This window comes from Vreelandella malpeensis (assembly GCF_020622355.1).
GTDB classification, from domain to species: domain Bacteria; phylum Pseudomonadota; class Gammaproteobacteria; order Pseudomonadales; family Halomonadaceae; genus Vreelandella; species Vreelandella malpeensis.
The window spans coordinates 306,198-321,337 of record NZ_WHVL01000005.1 but is presented as its reverse complement, the minus strand read 5'-3'; the positions used below and the strand labels follow the sequence as shown (position 1 = coordinate 321,337).

12 protein-coding genes are annotated in these 15,140 nt (G+C 65.2%); 11 read left to right on the top strand and 1 reads right to left on the bottom strand.

Annotated features, from left to right (window positions below):
- The first annotated feature begins 25 nt into the window (after window positions 1-25).
- From rnc to acpS, 5 genes are read left to right on the top strand one after another with little or no spacing between them, the layout of a single operon-like run.
- Window positions 26-721, top strand: coding sequence for a ribonuclease III (gene rnc / locus GEV37_RS13380; RefSeq protein ID WP_227390756.1), 696 nt, complete (start codon window positions 26-28; stop codon window positions 719-721).
- A complete protein-coding gene (gene era, locus GEV37_RS13375) occupies window positions 718-1,617 on the top strand; it encodes a GTPase Era (protein WP_227390755.1) in 900 nt (299 codons plus the stop codon). Before rnc ends, era begins: the two co-directional genes overlap by 4 nt.
- An 8-nt stretch (window positions 1,618-1,625) precedes the next feature.
- Window positions 1,626-2,330 (top strand): DNA repair protein RecO, encoded by a 705-nt coding sequence (gene recO, locus GEV37_RS13370; RefSeq protein WP_227390754.1) that lies wholly within the window; start codon window positions 1,626-1,628, stop codon window positions 2,328-2,330.
- Window positions 2,331-2,353: 23 nt separating this feature from the next.
- Window positions 2,354-3,175 carry a pyridoxine 5'-phosphate synthase gene (gene pdxJ / locus GEV37_RS13365; RefSeq protein ID WP_227390753.1) on the top strand — a complete coding sequence of 274 codons (822 nt, stop codon included), beginning with the start codon at window positions 2,354-2,356 and terminating at the stop codon, window positions 3,173-3,175.
- 3 nt (window positions 3,176-3,178) lie between these two features.
- The gene (gene acpS / locus GEV37_RS13360; RefSeq protein ID WP_227390752.1) at window positions 3,179-3,556 is read left to right on the top strand and encodes a holo-ACP synthase; all 378 of its coding nucleotides are present in this window, start codon (window positions 3,179-3,181) and stop codon (window positions 3,554-3,556) included.
- Here the strand turns inward: acpS and GEV37_RS13355 are convergent.
- The gene (locus GEV37_RS13355; protein WP_227390751.1) at window positions 3,553-6,243 is read right to left on the bottom strand and encodes an ATP-binding protein; all 2,691 of its coding nucleotides are present in this window, start codon (window positions 6,241-6,243) and stop codon (window positions 3,553-3,555) included. The two genes, acpS and GEV37_RS13355, sit on opposite strands and share 4 nt — an antisense overlap.
- Window positions 6,244-6,333: 90 nt before the next feature.
- Here GEV37_RS13355 and cysM point away from each other — a divergent pair, with 90 nt between their 5' ends.
- From cysM to GEV37_RS13325, 6 genes are all read left to right on the top strand, one after another.
- On the top strand, window positions 6,334-7,230 hold the full coding sequence (cysM, locus tag GEV37_RS13350; protein WP_227390750.1) for a cysteine synthase CysM: 897 nt from the start codon (window positions 6,334-6,336) through the stop codon (window positions 7,228-7,230).
- A gap of 6 nt (window positions 7,231-7,236) precedes the next feature.
- Window positions 7,237-8,628, top strand: a complete 1,392-nt coding sequence (locus GEV37_RS13345; RefSeq protein ID WP_227390749.1) for a TRAM domain-containing protein — start codon at window positions 7,237-7,239, stop codon at window positions 8,626-8,628.
- A gap of 67 nt (window positions 8,629-8,695) precedes the next feature.
- Window positions 8,696-10,972: a GTP diphosphokinase gene (gene relA, locus GEV37_RS13340; protein ID WP_227390748.1), complete on the top strand. Its 2,277-nt coding sequence runs from the start codon at window positions 8,696-8,698 to the stop codon at window positions 10,970-10,972.
- A complete protein-coding gene (gene mazG, locus GEV37_RS13335; protein WP_227390747.1) occupies window positions 10,972-11,796 on the top strand; it encodes a nucleoside triphosphate pyrophosphohydrolase in 825 nt (274 codons plus the stop codon). Before relA ends, mazG begins: the two co-directional genes overlap by 1 nt.
- A 99-nt stretch (window positions 11,797-11,895) precedes the next feature.
- The gene (gene ppc, locus GEV37_RS13330; RefSeq protein WP_227390746.1) at window positions 11,896-14,541 is read left to right on the top strand and encodes a phosphoenolpyruvate carboxylase; all 2,646 of its coding nucleotides are present in this window, start codon (window positions 11,896-11,898) and stop codon (window positions 14,539-14,541) included.
- 13 nt (window positions 14,542-14,554) lie between these two features.
- Window positions 14,555-15,097: a DUF924 family protein gene (locus GEV37_RS13325; RefSeq protein WP_227390745.1), complete on the top strand. Its 543-nt coding sequence runs from the start codon at window positions 14,555-14,557 to the stop codon at window positions 15,095-15,097.
- Window positions 15,098-15,140 lie beyond the last annotated feature (43 nt).

The following is a 15,140-nucleotide window of genomic DNA, read 5'->3' as shown; positions in this document are numbered from 1 at the left end:
TTAACGTCGCAGACGTAGGAGCATCGTGAGTAATTCCCTGAACGCTTTTTGCCGACGGATCGGCTACACCTTTGGCGACGAGTCGCTTCTGGAGCTGGCCATGACCCACCGAAGCTTCGGTGGGCGCAACAACGAGCGCCTAGAGTTTTTGGGCGACTCGATCGTCAACTTCGTCATCGCCGAGGCGCTCTTCCAGCGCTTTCCCCAGGCCCGCGAAGGGCAGCTTTCCCGGCTGCGTGCGCGACTGGTGAAAGGCCAGACCCTGGCGGAACTCGCCCGCGAAATGGCTTTCGGCGAATGCCTGCGCCTGGGCTCCGGCGAGATGAAAAGCGGCGGCCATCGCCGCGAGTCGATCCTCGCCGATGCGGTCGAAGCGGTGATCGGCGCCATCTACCTGGATGCAGGCATGGATGCCGTGCGCGAACGGGTACTCGCCTGGTACGCCGAGCGCCTCGACAGCACCTCGCTGCAGGATACCCAGAAAGACCCCAAGACCCGGCTGCAGGAGTTCTTGCAGTCGCGCCAGGCGGCGCTGCCTCGTTATGAGGTGGTGTCGGTCAAAGGCGAAGCCCACGCTCAGACCTTTACCGTCGAGTGCTATATCGAGCTCTTGAGCGAGCATACGACCGGTAAGGGCCCCAGCCGGCGCCACGCCGAACAGCAAGCCGCCGAAGAGGCGCTTGGTCATCTCGAAAAGACACCCGGAGACAAGCCATCATGAGTCAAACCTGCGGCTTCGTGGCCATCGTTGGGCGGCCCAACGTAGGCAAATCGACCCTCATGAATCGCATTCTGGGGCAGAAGGTTTCCATCACCTCGCGGCGCCCTCAGACCACCCGCCACCAGGTCATGGGCATCAAGACCCTCGACGAGACCCAGTTTATCTATGTGGATACCCCGGGCATGCACATCATGTCCAAGGATCGCAACAAGGCGATCAATCGCTTCATGAACCAGGCTGCCAGCCAAGCGCTGCGCGATGTCGACTGCGTGGTGTTCATCGTCGATCGCACCCGCTGGACCGACGAGGATCAGGCGGTGCTGTCGCGCCTCGAGCACGTCGAGGCGCCGGTGATCCTGGCGGTCAACAAGGTGGATCGCCTGCAGGACAAGGCAACGCTGTTGCCCTGGCTTTCGGAAGTGGGCGCGCGGCGTGAGTTCGCTGCGGTGATTCCCATCTCCGCCAAGCACGGCACCCAGGTCGACGCGCTGGAAGCCGAGGTCGCCAAGTACCTGCCCGAGGGCATCCACTACTTTCCGGAAGACCAGATCACCGACAAGAGCCTGCGTTTCATGGCGGCGGAACTGGTGCGCGAAAAGGTCATGCGCCAGCTCGGCGACGAGCTTCCCTACCAGATGACCGTGGAGATCGAGGAGTTTCGCGAGACCGAGCGCGTCACCCACATCAGCGCCCTGATCCTGGTCGAGCGCCAGGGCCAGAAGGTAATCCTGATCGGCGAGAACGGCGAGCGCATCAAGAGCATTGGCCGCGAGGCGCGCCTGGATATGGAGCGCACTCTCGGCACCAAGGTCATGCTCAACCTGTGGGTCAAGGTCAAGCGCGGCTGGTCCGATGATGAGCGCGCACTCAAGAGCCTGGGTTACGACCTCGATTGAGTCGTACCATGGCCGAGCCCGCGTTTCTGCTCCACCGGCGCCCTTACCGCGAGACCAGCGCGCTGGTGGATCTGCTCACCCTCGAGCAAGGCCGCATCCGCGCTGTCGCCCACGGCGGCCAGCGGCCCGGCTCGAAATCTCGCCAGCGCCTGCAGCCGTTTACTCCCTTGTTCGTCGCCTGGCGCGGCGAGCGCGAGTTGAAGCGGCTGACCTTGATGGAGTCGCGCGGGCAGACCGCGCTGCTGGTCGGCGAGGGGCTGCTGTGCGGGCTCTACGCCAACGAGATCGCTACGCGCCTTCTGCCGCTGGAGTTACCCGCCCAGGAGGTGTTCGCTTTCTACGGGGCGCTGCTCGAGGCGCTGCCGACACCCAGCCGCCGCGCGCTGGCGCTGCGCCGCTTCGAGTGGGCGCTGCTCGATACGCTGGGCGCGGCGCCGCGCTTTTGTACCCCGGCAGGGGGGGCGCTCGACCCGCAGGAGCGCTACCGTTTCGATGCCGAGAGTCGCGCCTTCGTGCCCGCCGAGCGCGGCATCGAAGGACGGGCGTTGCGCTATCTCAACCAAGGCGACTGGGAGCCCGAGGGCCTGGCCTCCGCGCTCAAGGCGGTGATGCGCGCCGCGCTTGCCCCCCATCTGGGGCATCGGGCGCTGCGTTCGCGCGAGCTGATGCTCGATCTGGCGCGCCGCCGCGCGCTGTCCCCCCCACGTTCGTGACCACCACTTCATCGGAGAACGCTATGCACCCCCCGCGGATTCTACTCGGCGTCAACATCGATCACATCGCCACGCTCAGGCAGGCGCGCGGTACGCGCTACCCGGACCCGGTCCAGGCGGCGCTGCTGGCCGAAGAGGCCGGCGCCGATGGCATCACCGTGCATCTGCGAGAGGATCGGAGGCACATCCAGCCACGGGACGTTCGCCTGCTGGCTGAAGTGCTCAATACGCGCATGAACCTTGAGATGGCGGTGACCGAAGAGATGCTGGCGCTGGCCGAGGAGGTCGCGCCGGCCCACGTCTGCCTGGTGCCGGAAAAGCGCGAGGAGCTGACCACCGAGGGCGGTCTCGACGTGATAGGAAGCTTCGATCAGGTCAAGGCCGCCTGCGAGCGACTGGCGAAGGCGGACTGCGACGTGTCGCTGTTCATCGACCCGGAGATCGAGCAGATCGACGCCGCCCACCGCGCCGGGGCGCCGACCATCGAACTGCACACCGGTGCCTTCGCCGAGGCGCGCCCGGGCTCTCAAGCGGCCAACGACGAGTATGCCCGCCTGAGCCGCGCCGCGGTCCATGCCACGAACCTGGGCCTGGTGGTCAACGCCGGCCACGGGCTTCACTATCACAACGCCGAAGCCGTTGCCGCGCTGCCCGGGGTCAACGAGCTCAATATCGGCCATGCAATCATCGCCCGCGCGCTGTTCGTCGGTCTCAAGGAGGCGGTGGCCGAGATGAAACGGCTCATCGTCGCCGGCCAGGAGGCGGGGCTGATGGCGGCACTCGACAGCCACGAGCTCGAGCACGATCATGATCACGCCCATCAGGGCCACTGCTGCGGACACTGAACGATGATCCTGGGGATCGGCTCGGACATCGCCCGGGTGGCACGCTTCGAGACGGCGATGGCGCGTCACGGCGAACGCTTTGCTCGCCGCATTCTCGGTGAGCGCGAGTACGTGCACTGGGTCGACAAGGGTCGCCCGGCAGCCTATCTGGCCAAGCGTTTCGCCGCCAAGGAGGCGTTCGTCAAGGCACTGGGGCTGGGGCTTCGTGCCGGCATGCAGTGGCGCGACATTCAGGTGCTCAACGACGCCCTCGGCAAGCCCGAGCTCGTGCTCGACGATGAGGCGCTACGCCTCTTTCGCCAGCGCGGCGCCCGCACCGCCCACGTCACGCTCAGTGATGAAGCGGAGTACGCCGTGGCCTTCGTGGTGCTCGAGGACTAGTCGAGCACCCCGCCCTTGTCGACGAGTTCGTCCATCGCGCTTAACACCGCTTGCGTACGCTCTCTCAAGAGCGCCATGTTCGGTGCTTCGCGCTGACGGTGCAGCACACCTTCCAGCGCATCGGTCGCGCTGGCCAGCGCCGGCGCGCCGCAGTAGCGGCAGGCGCCGTTCAAGTGATGCACCGCTTCCAGCAACTGCTTGAGATCCTCCTGCTCCAGGGTTTGCCGAATCTGCTCGCGGGCTTCCGGCAGGCTTTCAATCAAGCGCAGAAGCTGGGCGATGGCGAACTGCTCGCTCCCCCCCGCCAGCCGCTTGCCAAGCTCGAGGTCGATCGCCGCAGGGGGTAGGGTAACGGGAAGAGTCGTCGCAAGTGCCGGCGCCTCGCGGCCGATGCCCTCGAGCTTGACGCCTAGAAAGCGCTCGAACAGCGCATTCAAGGCGCTTTCGTCCAACGGCTTGACCAGCACGTCGTCGAGGCCTTGGGCGAGCCAGCGCTGGCGCTGCTGATGGGGCACGTGGGCGGTCACCGCGATGATCGGACAGCGCGCCCAATCATCGCTTAGCCGGCGCAGCGCGCGGCTGGTCTGCACACCATCCATTCCCGGCATGCGAATGTCCATTAGTACCAGGTCGAAACAGACCCCTCTGGCGTGGGCCAGCGCTTCGCGACCGCTGGCCGCAAGCGTCACCTTGACCCGCTCGGTGTCCAGCAGCGCCTTCAAGAGCTCGCGATTGGAGACGTTGTCGTCGACGATCAGTATCTCGAGGGTCTGGGTGAGGGTGCCCGTGGAGGGCGCCGGCGGGGCTGGAAGAGCATCGCGGGGCCCCAGCAGTGTGGTGAGCGACTTGATCATCTGCTGACGGGTGAAAGGCTTGCAGACGATCTCGCCACCGCGAGGCAACGGCCAGTCCGGCAAATCGAAGCTCGGGCTCATTGCCAGGATCAGGGTGGGACACTCGACCTGCTCGATCACGGTCTGCCAGTAATCACGTCGCTCGCCGACGAAATCGAGGGGTCCCAGGCTCAGGATCAGAAGTTCTTCCTTCCCGGCGTCGATGAAGGAAACGGGCTTGGCGCCCCAGCCGGTCAGCCAGTTTTCCAGCGCGTAGCGGCTAAGGCGATGTGGTTCGTGCAAGCGCACCACCGCCTGGTTCAGGTCGAGTTCCTGGGTGCGTGCGCCGGCGCCGTGCGCCAGCATCGGCAAGGTGAACGAGAAGCATGCTCCGCGTCCGGGCTTGCTCTCCACGCCAATCTCGCCGCCCATGCGGTGGACGAGCTGGCGGCAGATGCTCAGCCCCAGGCCGCTGCCGCCAAATTCTCGCGAGTGGCTTGGCTGGGCCTGGGTAAAGGCGTCGAAAAGACCCTCCTGCTGCTTCTCGCTCAAACCAATGCCGGTATCGGTGACGCTGACGTTGAGCACCACGTGCTGGCCCTGTTCGCGGTCGAGCGTGACCCGCACCACCACTTCGCCCTCGCAGGTGAACTTCAAGGCATTGCTGATGAGGTTGTTGAGGATCTGCTGGATGCGCAGCGGGTCGCCGCACAAGGGCGTCGGCACGTCGTCGTAGACCAGTGCGAGCAGGTGGAGCTCCTTGCGCTGGGCCTCCGGCGCGTAAAGTCCCACCACTTCGTCGACCAGCACGGCGATATCGAGCTCGACCTCCTCGAGCACCAACTGGTCGGCCTCGAGTTTCGAGAAATCCAGCACATCGTTGACCAGCATCAAGAGATTGTCGCAGGCACGATGAACGTGGTTTAGCCACCCCTGCTGACGGGCGTTGAGCGAAGAGCGTCCGAGCAGGCGGCAAAAACCGATGATGCCGTTGAGCGGGGTGCGAATCTCATGGCTCATATTGGCCAGAAACTCCGACTTCACCGCGTTGGCCTTCACGGCACTGCGATGCGCCATGTCGAGCTGGATGTTCTGTTCTTCGATGGTCTCCATCGATTCGTAGAGCTCGCGGGTCGCCTGCTCGATCTGGCTCTGCATGTCGCGCTGGGCGTGTTGAAGATGGTCGGCAAGGATGTTGATGTTCTGGCCCAGCTCGTCGAACTCGCTGGCGTCATGCACGTTCAGCTTTTGCCGGTAGTCGCCGTGGGAAAGTCGGTAGAGGGCCTGGTTGGCGCGCTTGAGCGGCGAAGTGACGTAGCGGCTGATCGACAGCGCCACGGAGAGCAGAACAAGACTCAGGAGCACGGCGCCCAGGCTCAGCGTCGCGATCAGCTTGTAGCGCTCCTGGGGCAGCGCACGGGCGTTGACCTCGGCTTCGAGCCAGCGGGCGCTGTTGCCCTCGTTACCGTGAAAGGCCGCCAGCGGCATCTGCAGGCGCAATGTGTCTTGATGACTGCTCACCCGGGTGGTGCTGGGCACGTTCAGGCGTGGCGCGGCCAGAAGCGGCCGGCCCAGCACCAGGACTCGATTTCCCTGGGCGTCGAACAAGGATACCGAGCGCAGGTTCTGATGCTCCATCAGCTGGCGAGCAAGGCGCTCCAGGCGCATCGCGTCGCTGTCGATCATGGCGTCATTGAGGCCGGGGGCGAGCACTTCGCCGGCGCTTATAAGACGCTCCTTGAAGACCTCCTGCTGGGTGGCGTCGCTCTGGACGACCAGAAACACCGCCATGGCCGCGTAGACCAGAAGCGGTATTCCCAGCAGGGCAAGCAGCAGACGAGTGTGCAGGGACATGTTGAAAACTCATTGATTTCACGGGGTGCCTGTCCAGTCACAGACAGCCCCGATATAATGCAACATAACGGTGACGATAAGGAATGCACGATGCACTATCCCTCGCTAGAAGATGTGATCGGCCACACGCCTCTGGTGCGCTTGAAGCGTATCACCGCCGGTCGCAACAATACCCTGCTCGCCAAGCTCGAAGGCAATAATCCCGCCGGCTCGGTGAAGGATCGCCCGGCGCTGTCGATGCTCAACGAAGCCGAGGCACGCGGCGAGATCGCCCCGGGTGACACCCTGATCGAGGCGACCTCGGGCAATACCGGTATCGCACTCGCCATGGCCGCCGCGCTCAAGGGCTACCAGATGGTGCTGGTAATGCCGGAAAATGCCTCGAGCGAGCGCAAGCAGGCGATGGCCGCCTACGGCGCCCGGCTCGTGTCGGCCAGCAAGGAGGGTGGCATGGAGGAAGCGCGCGACATCGCCGATGCCATGATCGCCCGCGGCGAAGGCAAGCCGCTCGATCAGTTCGCCAACCCGGACAACCCGCTGGCCCACTACCGCACCACCGGCCCCGAGCTCTGGGAGCAGACCGGCGGCGAGATCACCCATTTCGTCAGCTCCATGGGCACCACCGGCACCATCATGGGCGTGTCGCGCTACCTCAAGGAGCAGAACGCCGGCATCGAGATCGTTGGCCTGCAGCCGGCGGACGGGGCGAGCATCCCCGGCATTCGCCGCTGGCCCGAGGCGTACCTGCCGGCCATCTTCGAAGCCCCCCGCGTCGATACCGTGCTCGATATCGGGCAGCAGGAGGCGGAGCACCACATGCGCCGCCTGGCGCGCGAAGAGGGTATCCTCGCCGGCGTCTCTTCCGGCGGAGGCCTGGCGGGCGCCCTGCGTATCGCCGAACGGGTGGAGAACGCGGTGATCGTGTTCATCGTCTGCGACCGGGGCGATCGCTACCTTTCCACTAATATCTACGCGCCGCAGGATTGATCGCTCATGCTGGGTAAGAAACGCCCCCCGCGCCCCTCGTCGGGAAAGTCCGGCCTGACGCGCAAACCGGAGACGCCAAAGCGCCAAGCCGACGATGCGCTGCTGACCATCGAGCGGCTCGCCCACGATGGGCGCGGCATCGCCCACGATGCCGCAGGCAAGACCGTCTTCGTCGAGAAGGCACTGACAGGGGAGCGTGTCGAGGTCGCGGTGCACACCACGCGCAAGCGCTTCGACGAAGCGCACGTCAAGCGTCGCCTGACCGATGCCGAGACGCGCGTCATGCCGCCGTGCCCCTATTTCGAGCGCTGCGGCGGGTGCGACTTGCAGCACATGAACGTCGCGGCCCAGCGTGCCCACAAGCAGACCGTGGTCAGGGAGCTGCTGGCGCGCCAAGGCGTCGCTCTGGGCGATATCGAGCTCATCGCCGGGGCGCCGGCGCACTATCGCCGCCGCGCCCGCCTGGGCGTCAAGCTCGACGCAGGCGGCAACGTATTGTTAGGGTTTCGTGCTCAAGGCAGCCATCACCTGATCGACATCGCGCAGTGTCACGTGCTGGTGCCGGAACTCAGCGCTCTCTTGACCCCGCTCAAGGCGCTGCTGGGCCGACTCGAGGCACCGAGACTCGTCGGCCATCTGGAAGTGATCAAGCCAGACGGCGCGTCGGTGGTACTGGTGCGCCAGCTCAAGGCACATGCCGGCGATGCTGCGGCGTGGCGAGCATTCGCGAAGGAGCAGGGCGTGCGGGTCGGTGCCTTCGTCGGGCGCGAGGAGCGCACGCTCGAGTGGTACGTCGAGCCTCCCGTGCTCGAGGATCCGCTCGAGTTTGCTCACTCCAGCGTTCGTCTGGGCTTCGCCCCCGGCGATTTTTTGCAGGTCAATGCCGAGGCCAATCAGCGCATGGTCGAGCGGGTGCTCGGCTGGCTCGCCCCGACACTCGCGGCCACGCCCGCGCCGAAGGTGATGGATCTGTTCGCCGGCATCGGCAATTTCAGCGTGCCGCTGGCGCTCAAAGGCGCGCATGTACAGGCGGTGGAGGGCAGCCCCGTCATGGTGGCGCGCATGGCGGACAACGCCGAGCGCAACGGCGTCTCGCTTGCCGCCGAACAGGCGGATCTGAGCGACGCGGCGCGGGTGAGGGCGCTCTTCGAAGGCCTGGACGAGCCATGTTGCGTGGTGCTCGATCCGCCGCGCGACGGCGCCGAAGCGGTCTGTCGGGCACTCGGCGAGCGCCCGGTGAAGCAGGTTGCCTACATTTCTTGCGACCCGGCAACCCTTGCCCGGGATGCAGCCCTTCTGGTGAACGCGGGGTACCGGGTGCGCTACGCGGCGGTAGCGGACATGTTCGTGCATACCGCTCACGTCGAGACGCTGTTACTGTTCGAACATGCCGGCTGAGCGAGGTTGGCGCTACACTCAAGCATTCGGGCTAAAGCGCCGTTAGTTGAAAGGATGAGTCATTGCCATGGTGAAAGTGCGTGAGGACCAGCCGCTGACGCAAGGCGGAAAGGTGGATATACAGCAGTGGATGGCGCGCCTTCAGGAAAACGTGCGCTTGCCCGAGCCCGAGCGACTGCTCGAGGCCTGCGAGCTCGCCGAAGTGCTCGAACGCCAGGCGCCGCAGACCCATCGCGTGTGGCTGTCACCGGGCTCCAACTTTCGCATGGGCCTCGAAATGGCGGACATCCTCGCCGACCTTAAGCTCGACCAGGCCGCGCTCGAGGCGGCGGTGCTCTACCGGGCCGTGCGCGAGGAGCTGGTCAGCCTCGAGACCATCACCAAGCGCTTCGGTGCGGAAGTCGCCACGCTCATCGACGGCGTGCTGCAGATGGCCGCCATCAGCTATCCGCTGATCGCCAATCACGGCATGAACCAGCACAACCAGCAGGAGAACCTGCGCAAGATGCTGGTCAACATGGTGGGCGACGTGCGCGTGGCGTTGATCAAGATCGCCGAGCGCACCTGCGCGCTCAGGCAGGTCAAGGACGCCCCGCGGGACAAGTGCCTGCAGGTCGCCCGCGAGGTCGCCGACATCTACGCGCCGCTCGCCCATCGCCTGGGCATCGGCCAGATCAAGTGGGAGCTCGAGGATCTGTCGTTTCGCTATCTGCACGAAGCCGACTACAAGACCATCGCCAAGCTCCTGGCCGAAAAGCGCCTTGACCGCGACCGCTACATCCAGGACGTGGTGGGTACTCTCGAGTCCTTGATGCGCGCCCAGAACATCCACCGCTTCGACGTCAAGGGCCGTGCCAAGCACATCTACTCGATCTGGCGCAAGATGAAGCGCAAGCGCATCGATTTCTCCCAGGTGCACGACGTGCGCGCGGTGCGCATCCTGGTCCCTGCGGTGACCGACTGCTACACGGTGCTGGGTATCGTCCATTCGCGCTGGCACCACGTGCCCAACGAGTTCGACGACTACATCGCCAACCCCAAGAAAAATGGCTACCAGTCACTTCACACGGCGGTGGTTGGCCCCGAGAACAAGGTTCTCGAGATCCAGATTCGCACCTTCGCCATGCACGACGAGGCGGAGCTTGGCGTGTGCGCCCACTGGCGCTACAAGGGCCATGACACCAACGCCAAGAGCAGAAGCTACGAAGAGAAGATCGCCTGGCTCAGGCAGGTGCTCGAGTGGCAGGACGAGGTTGGCGGCTTTGGCGATCTGCGCGAGGGATTGGCAAGCGATGTCGCCCCGGATCGCATATACGTCTTCACCCCGGATGGCCACGTGATCGACCTTCCGCGCGTCGCCACGCCGATCGACTTCGCCTACCGGGTACACACCGAGATCGGCCACCGCTGCCGGGGTGCCAAGATCGACGGGCGCATCGTCCCCTTGAGCTACAAGCTCAAGACCGGCCAGCAGGTCGAGATCCTGACCGCTACCAAGGGCGGGCCGAGCCGCGACTGGCTCAATCCGAGCCTGGGGTACGTGCGTACCTCTCGCGCCCGAGCCAAGATCCAGGCCTGGTTCAAGCACCAGGCGCGGGATCAGAATCTCGAAGAGGGCCGGGCGCTGTTCGAGCGCGAGATGAAACGCCTCGACGTCGATGGGCTCGATATCCAGAAACTCGCCGAGACGGTCAACTACCAGAATGCCGAGGACATGTACGCCGCCCTCGGCGCGGGCGACTTGCGGATCGGTCAGGTGCTTCACCAGGCCCAGCAGCTGTTCGGCGAGAGTGACGACCAGGAGCAGCTCGAGCGGCTTCTGGCCAAGCCGCGCCGCCAGTCGAGCAAGGCGATCCAGAGCGACATCACCGTGCTGGGCGTTGGCAACTTGAAGACCAGCATGGCCAACTGCTGCAACCCGGTACCCGGCGAGCCGATCATCGGCTTCATCACCCAGGGGCGGGGGGTCACGGTTCACCGCCAGGAGTGCTCGAACGTGCTCCAACTGCGCATGGACGAGCCTCAGCGGATCATCGAGGTGGAGTGGGGCGAGCGCGCCCACACCCGCTACCCGGTGACCATCGAGATCCAGGCCTGGGATCGCTCCGGGCTTCTGCGCGACGTGACTGGGCTTCTAGGCAACGAGAAGGTCAACGTATTGGCGGTCAATACGTTGACCGATACCGACGAGAGCATCGCAAGGCTTCGCATCACCCTCGAAGTGGACGGGCTCGAGACCCTGGGGCGGCTTTTCTCGCGCATCCAGCAGTTGCCCAACGTCACCGAAGTGCGCCGGCTGCGCGACGCCGACCCGGAAAAGCGCGCGCGCAAGGGAGGCCACTAATGCGCCACGACGTAAGCGACCTGCTCGCGCTGATGCGCGTGCTGCGCGACCCGCAGCAGGGCTGCCCCTGGGACGTCCAGCAGGATTGGCACAGCATCGTGCCCCACACCCTCGAGGAGGCCTACGAGGTCGCCGACGCCATCGAGCGCGGCGCTTTCGATGAGCTTCCCGGAGAGCTGGGCGATCTGCTCTTCCAGGTGGTGTACTACGCTCAGTTCGGCGCCGAGGAAGGGCGCTTCGACTTCGATGACGTGGTCAATACGCTGGTGCGCAAGATGTTGCGCCGCCACCCGCACGTGTTTCCCGACGGCACGCTCGCCTCGCGTCGCCCGCCCGGCATCGAGGCGACCAGCGTTCGCGAGCATCAGGTGAAAAGCCGTTGGGAGAGCCTGAAAGAGGACGAGCGTGCGGATCGTTCGGCGGCACCTCCTTCGGTGCTCGACGACGTGCCGCTGGCGCTGCCGGCGCTAAGCCGTGCCCAGAAGCTCGCCAAGCGCGCCGCTCGGGTCGGCTTCGATTGGCCGGACACCAACGGGGTCATCGACAAGATTCGCGAAGAGCTCGCCGAGGTCGAAGAGGCCCTGGGTCGCAGCGACATCGAACACGCTCGCGAAGAGGTGGGTGATCTGCTCTTCGCCGTCACCAATCTTGCCCGTCGACTCGAGGCCGACCCGGAAGCCAGCCTGCGGTACACCAACGCCAAGTTCGAGCGCCGTTTTCGCCATGTGGAACAGGCGCTTGCCCGCGATGGACGCAGGTTCGGCGAGGCCGGTCTCGATGAGATGGAGCGCCACTGGCAGACCGCCAAGGCCGACGAACGATGACCCATGCTGACGCTGGCCGAGCCCTGCGGTAAAGGCGCCAGAAACAAGAGTAATAAAACGCGACACGACAGGCAGACAGTCTGCAAGGAGGCCAGATCAATGAGTCACGATCTACACGAGTCACTGCGCGACAACGTACGTATTCTGGGCGATAGCCTGGGGCGCACCATTGCCGACGACCTTGGCCAGGGGTTCGTCGACAAGATCGAAACCATTCGTGCCCACGCCAAACGCGGGCGCCAGGGCGACACGCTGCAGCAGCGCGAGCTGATCGAATACCTGCGCAAACTGCCGGAAAGCGATCTGCTGCCGGTCACCCGCGCCTTTAACCAGTTCCTGAATCTGGCCAATATCGCCGAGCAGCACTACCGGGCGCGCTTTCGCCGCGTCGAGGACTACAAGCCGGGCACTCAGCCCGTCCTCGGCGAGCTGCTCGAGCGCGCCCGTCAGGCCGGCAACTCGCCGCGCTCGCTGGTCGAGACGCTCTCCACCATGCGCGTGGAGCTGGTCCTCACCGCTCACCCGACGGAAGTCATCCGGCGTACGCTGATCCAGAAGTACGACGCCATCGACGAGTGTCTCACCGCCATCGAAGGCTCCGAGGAGTATCCCGAGCGCGCCGAGCGCGCCCACGGACGCCTGAACGAGCTGATCAGCCAGGCCTGGCATACCGACGAGATTCGCCACGAGCGCCCGACCCCGGTCGACGAGGCCAAGTGGGGATTTGCGGTGATCGAGAACTCGCTGTGGCAGGCCGTGCCGGACTTCCATCGCGATCTCGACAATTTGCTGCTCGATACCGCCGGCGAGCGCCTGCCGCTGGACGCCGCACCGATCCGCTACGCCTCCTGGATGGGCGGCGATCGTGACGGCAACCCCAACGTCACCGCGCGGGTGACTCGCGAGGTGCTGCTGCTCGGGCGCTGGATGGCGGCGGATCTTTACCTTCGCGATCTCGAGCAGCTCAAGACCGAGCTTTCCATGTGGAAGGCGAACAGTGCCCTCAAGGCGGAAGTGGGCGACGTGGCCGAACCCTACCGCGAGCTCTTGAAGCGTTTGCTCGCCAAAGTGGAGGCGACCCGCGACTGGGCCAAGGCCGAACTCGACGGACGCAACTTCGATGGCGGGCCGATCATCGAGACCCGCGACCAGCTCTTCGCGCCGCTTCTGGCCTGCTACCGTTCGCTGTGCGACGTCGGCCTCGATACCATCGCCAACGGCGCGCTGCTCGATACCCTGCGCCGGGTGGCGGTGTTCGGCGTCACGCTCACCAAGCTCGACCTGCGCCAGGAAGCCAGCCGCCATACGCAGCTGATGGAAGAGCTCACCAGTGCCCTCGGGATCGGCCATTACGATCAGTGGGATGAGGCGACCCGGCAAGACTTCCTGCTCGAGGAACTCACCTCCCACCGCCCGTTGATCCCTCGGCGCTGGGAGTGTTCGGCGGAGTCCCGCGAGGTGATCGACACCTTCAAGGTCGTCGCCAGCGAACACGCCGAAGCGCTCGGCACCTACATCATCTCGATGGCCGCCGAGCCCTCCGACGTTCTGACCGTGGCGCTGCTGATGAAAGAGATCGGCGGCCAGACGCTGCCCATCGCACCGCTGTTCGAAACCTTGAACGACCTGGATAACGCTGCGAGCGCCATCGACAAGCTGTTGCAGCTACCGGGCTACCGCGCGCTGATCAAGGATCGCCAGGAGGTGATGATCGGCTACTCGGATTCCGCCAAGGATGCCGGCCAGCTCGCCGCCGCCTGGGCCCAGTATCGCGCTCAGGAGTCGCTGGTCGAGGTGTGCAAGCGTCATGGGGTCGACTTGACCCTGTTCCACGGCCGCGGCGGTACCGTCGGTCGCGGTGGCGGCCCGGCTCACGCGGCGATTCTCTCCCAGCCGCCGGGCTCGGTGAACGGAAGTCTGCGAGTGACCGAGCAGGGCGAGATGATCCGCTTCAAGTTCGGTCAGCCGGACATTGCCCTGCGATCCATGGAGATCTACACCTGCGCGGTGCTCGAGGCGACGCTGCTGCCGCCGCCGGCACCGGAGGCGCAGTGGCGCGAGGAGATGGACGCGCTGGCGCGCGTCGCCCACGCAGGTTACGTTGGCGTGGTGCGCGAGAACCCCGATTTCGTACCCTACTTCCGTGCGGTGACACCGGAGGGCGCCCTGGGTCGGCTACCGCTCGGCTCGAGGCCGACCAAACGGCGTCAGGACGGCGGGGTCGAAACCCTACGCGCCATTCCCTGGATCTTCGCCTGGACCCAGATCCGACTGATGCTGCCGGCCTGGCTCGGCAGCGGCGAGGCTTTCGCCAATCGTCTCGAGCAGCCCGGTGGGCGCGAGGTACTCCAGGAGATGCGCAGCCAGTGGCCGTTCTTCGGCACCTACCTCGACATGCTCGAGATGCTGCTGGCCAAGGCGGATGTGGCGATCGCCGCCTACTACGAGCACCGGCTGGTCGACGAGCCTTCGCTCAAGGCGCTGGGCAAGAGGCTGCGCGAGCGCTACGAGCGCCTCGAGGTCGCGGTGCTGGACATCCTCGAGCAGCAGGCGCTTCTGGAGAACACGCCGCTGATTCGTCAGGCGATCGATGTTCGTAACCCCTACATCGACCCGCTGCACGGCTTGCAGGCGGAACTTCTGCAGCGTAACCGCGACGCCGACGGCGCGATCAGCGCCGATCTATCGCGGGCGCTGATGGTCACCATGGCGGGAATCGCCACCGGGCTCAGGAACACTGGTTGACGAGGAGAGCGCGATGAACGAGATGCAAAAGGTGCTGGCGTTCTGGTTCGACGAACTCACACCCGCCCAGTGGTTCAAGAAAGACCCGATGCTCGACCGCGTCATCGAGGAGCGCTTTGGCACGCTGCACGCCCGGGCGTTCGCCTGTGAGTGCGTCGATTTCCGTGAAACGCCCGAGGGCCGACTGGCGGAGATCATCGTGCTCGATCAATTCTCGCGCAACATCTACCGTGACACGCCCGCGGCTTTCGCCGCGGACCCGCTGGCCCTTGGGCTCGCGCAAGAAGCGGTGCGGGCAAATGCGGATCGAGCGCTGTCGCCCGAGCGGCGCGCCTTTCTCTACATGCCCTACATGCACAGCGAATCAGCGCTTATCCACGCTCAGGCCGAGCGACTTTTCGACCAGCCAGGACTCGAGCGAAACCTCGGTTTCGAGCGCCGGCACAAGGTGATCATCGACCGCTTCGGGCGTTACCCGCACCGTAACGTCATTCTCGGGCGGGCCTCGAGCGACGAGGAGCGGCGCTTTCTTGCAGAGCCCGGCTCCTCGTTTTAACCGTTTTTTTCACGTCAACTTCTTCACCCAGGCCAGTAGCGCT

Coding starts and splice junctions, on each gene's coding strand:
- GEV37_RS13325 (WP_227390745.1), top strand. CDS start 14,555: ATGAACGAGATGCAAAAGGTGCTGGCGTTCTGGTTCGACGAACTCACA.
- GEV37_RS13355 (WP_227390751.1), bottom strand. CDS start 6,243: ATGTCCCTGCACACTCGTCTGCTGCTTGCCCTGCTGGGAATACCGCTT.
- acpS (WP_227390752.1), top strand. CDS start 3,179: ATGATCCTGGGGATCGGCTCGGACATCGCCCGGGTGGCACGCTTCGAG.
- mazG (WP_227390747.1), top strand. CDS start 10,972: ATGCGCCACGACGTAAGCGACCTGCTCGCGCTGATGCGCGTGCTGCGC.
- GEV37_RS13345 (WP_227390749.1), top strand. CDS start 7,237: ATGCTGGGTAAGAAACGCCCCCCGCGCCCCTCGTCGGGAAAGTCCGGC.
- recO (WP_227390754.1), top strand. CDS start 1,626: ATGGCCGAGCCCGCGTTTCTGCTCCACCGGCGCCCTTACCGCGAGACC.
- relA (WP_227390748.1), top strand. CDS start 8,696: ATGGTGAAAGTGCGTGAGGACCAGCCGCTGACGCAAGGCGGAAAGGTG.
- cysM (WP_227390750.1), top strand. CDS start 6,334: ATGCACTATCCCTCGCTAGAAGATGTGATCGGCCACACGCCTCTGGTG.
- ppc (WP_227390746.1), top strand. CDS start 11,896: ATGAGTCACGATCTACACGAGTCACTGCGCGACAACGTACGTATTCTG.
- era (WP_227390755.1), top strand. CDS start 718: ATGAGTCAAACCTGCGGCTTCGTGGCCATCGTTGGGCGGCCCAACGTA.
- pdxJ (WP_227390753.1), top strand. CDS start 2,354: ATGCACCCCCCGCGGATTCTACTCGGCGTCAACATCGATCACATCGCC.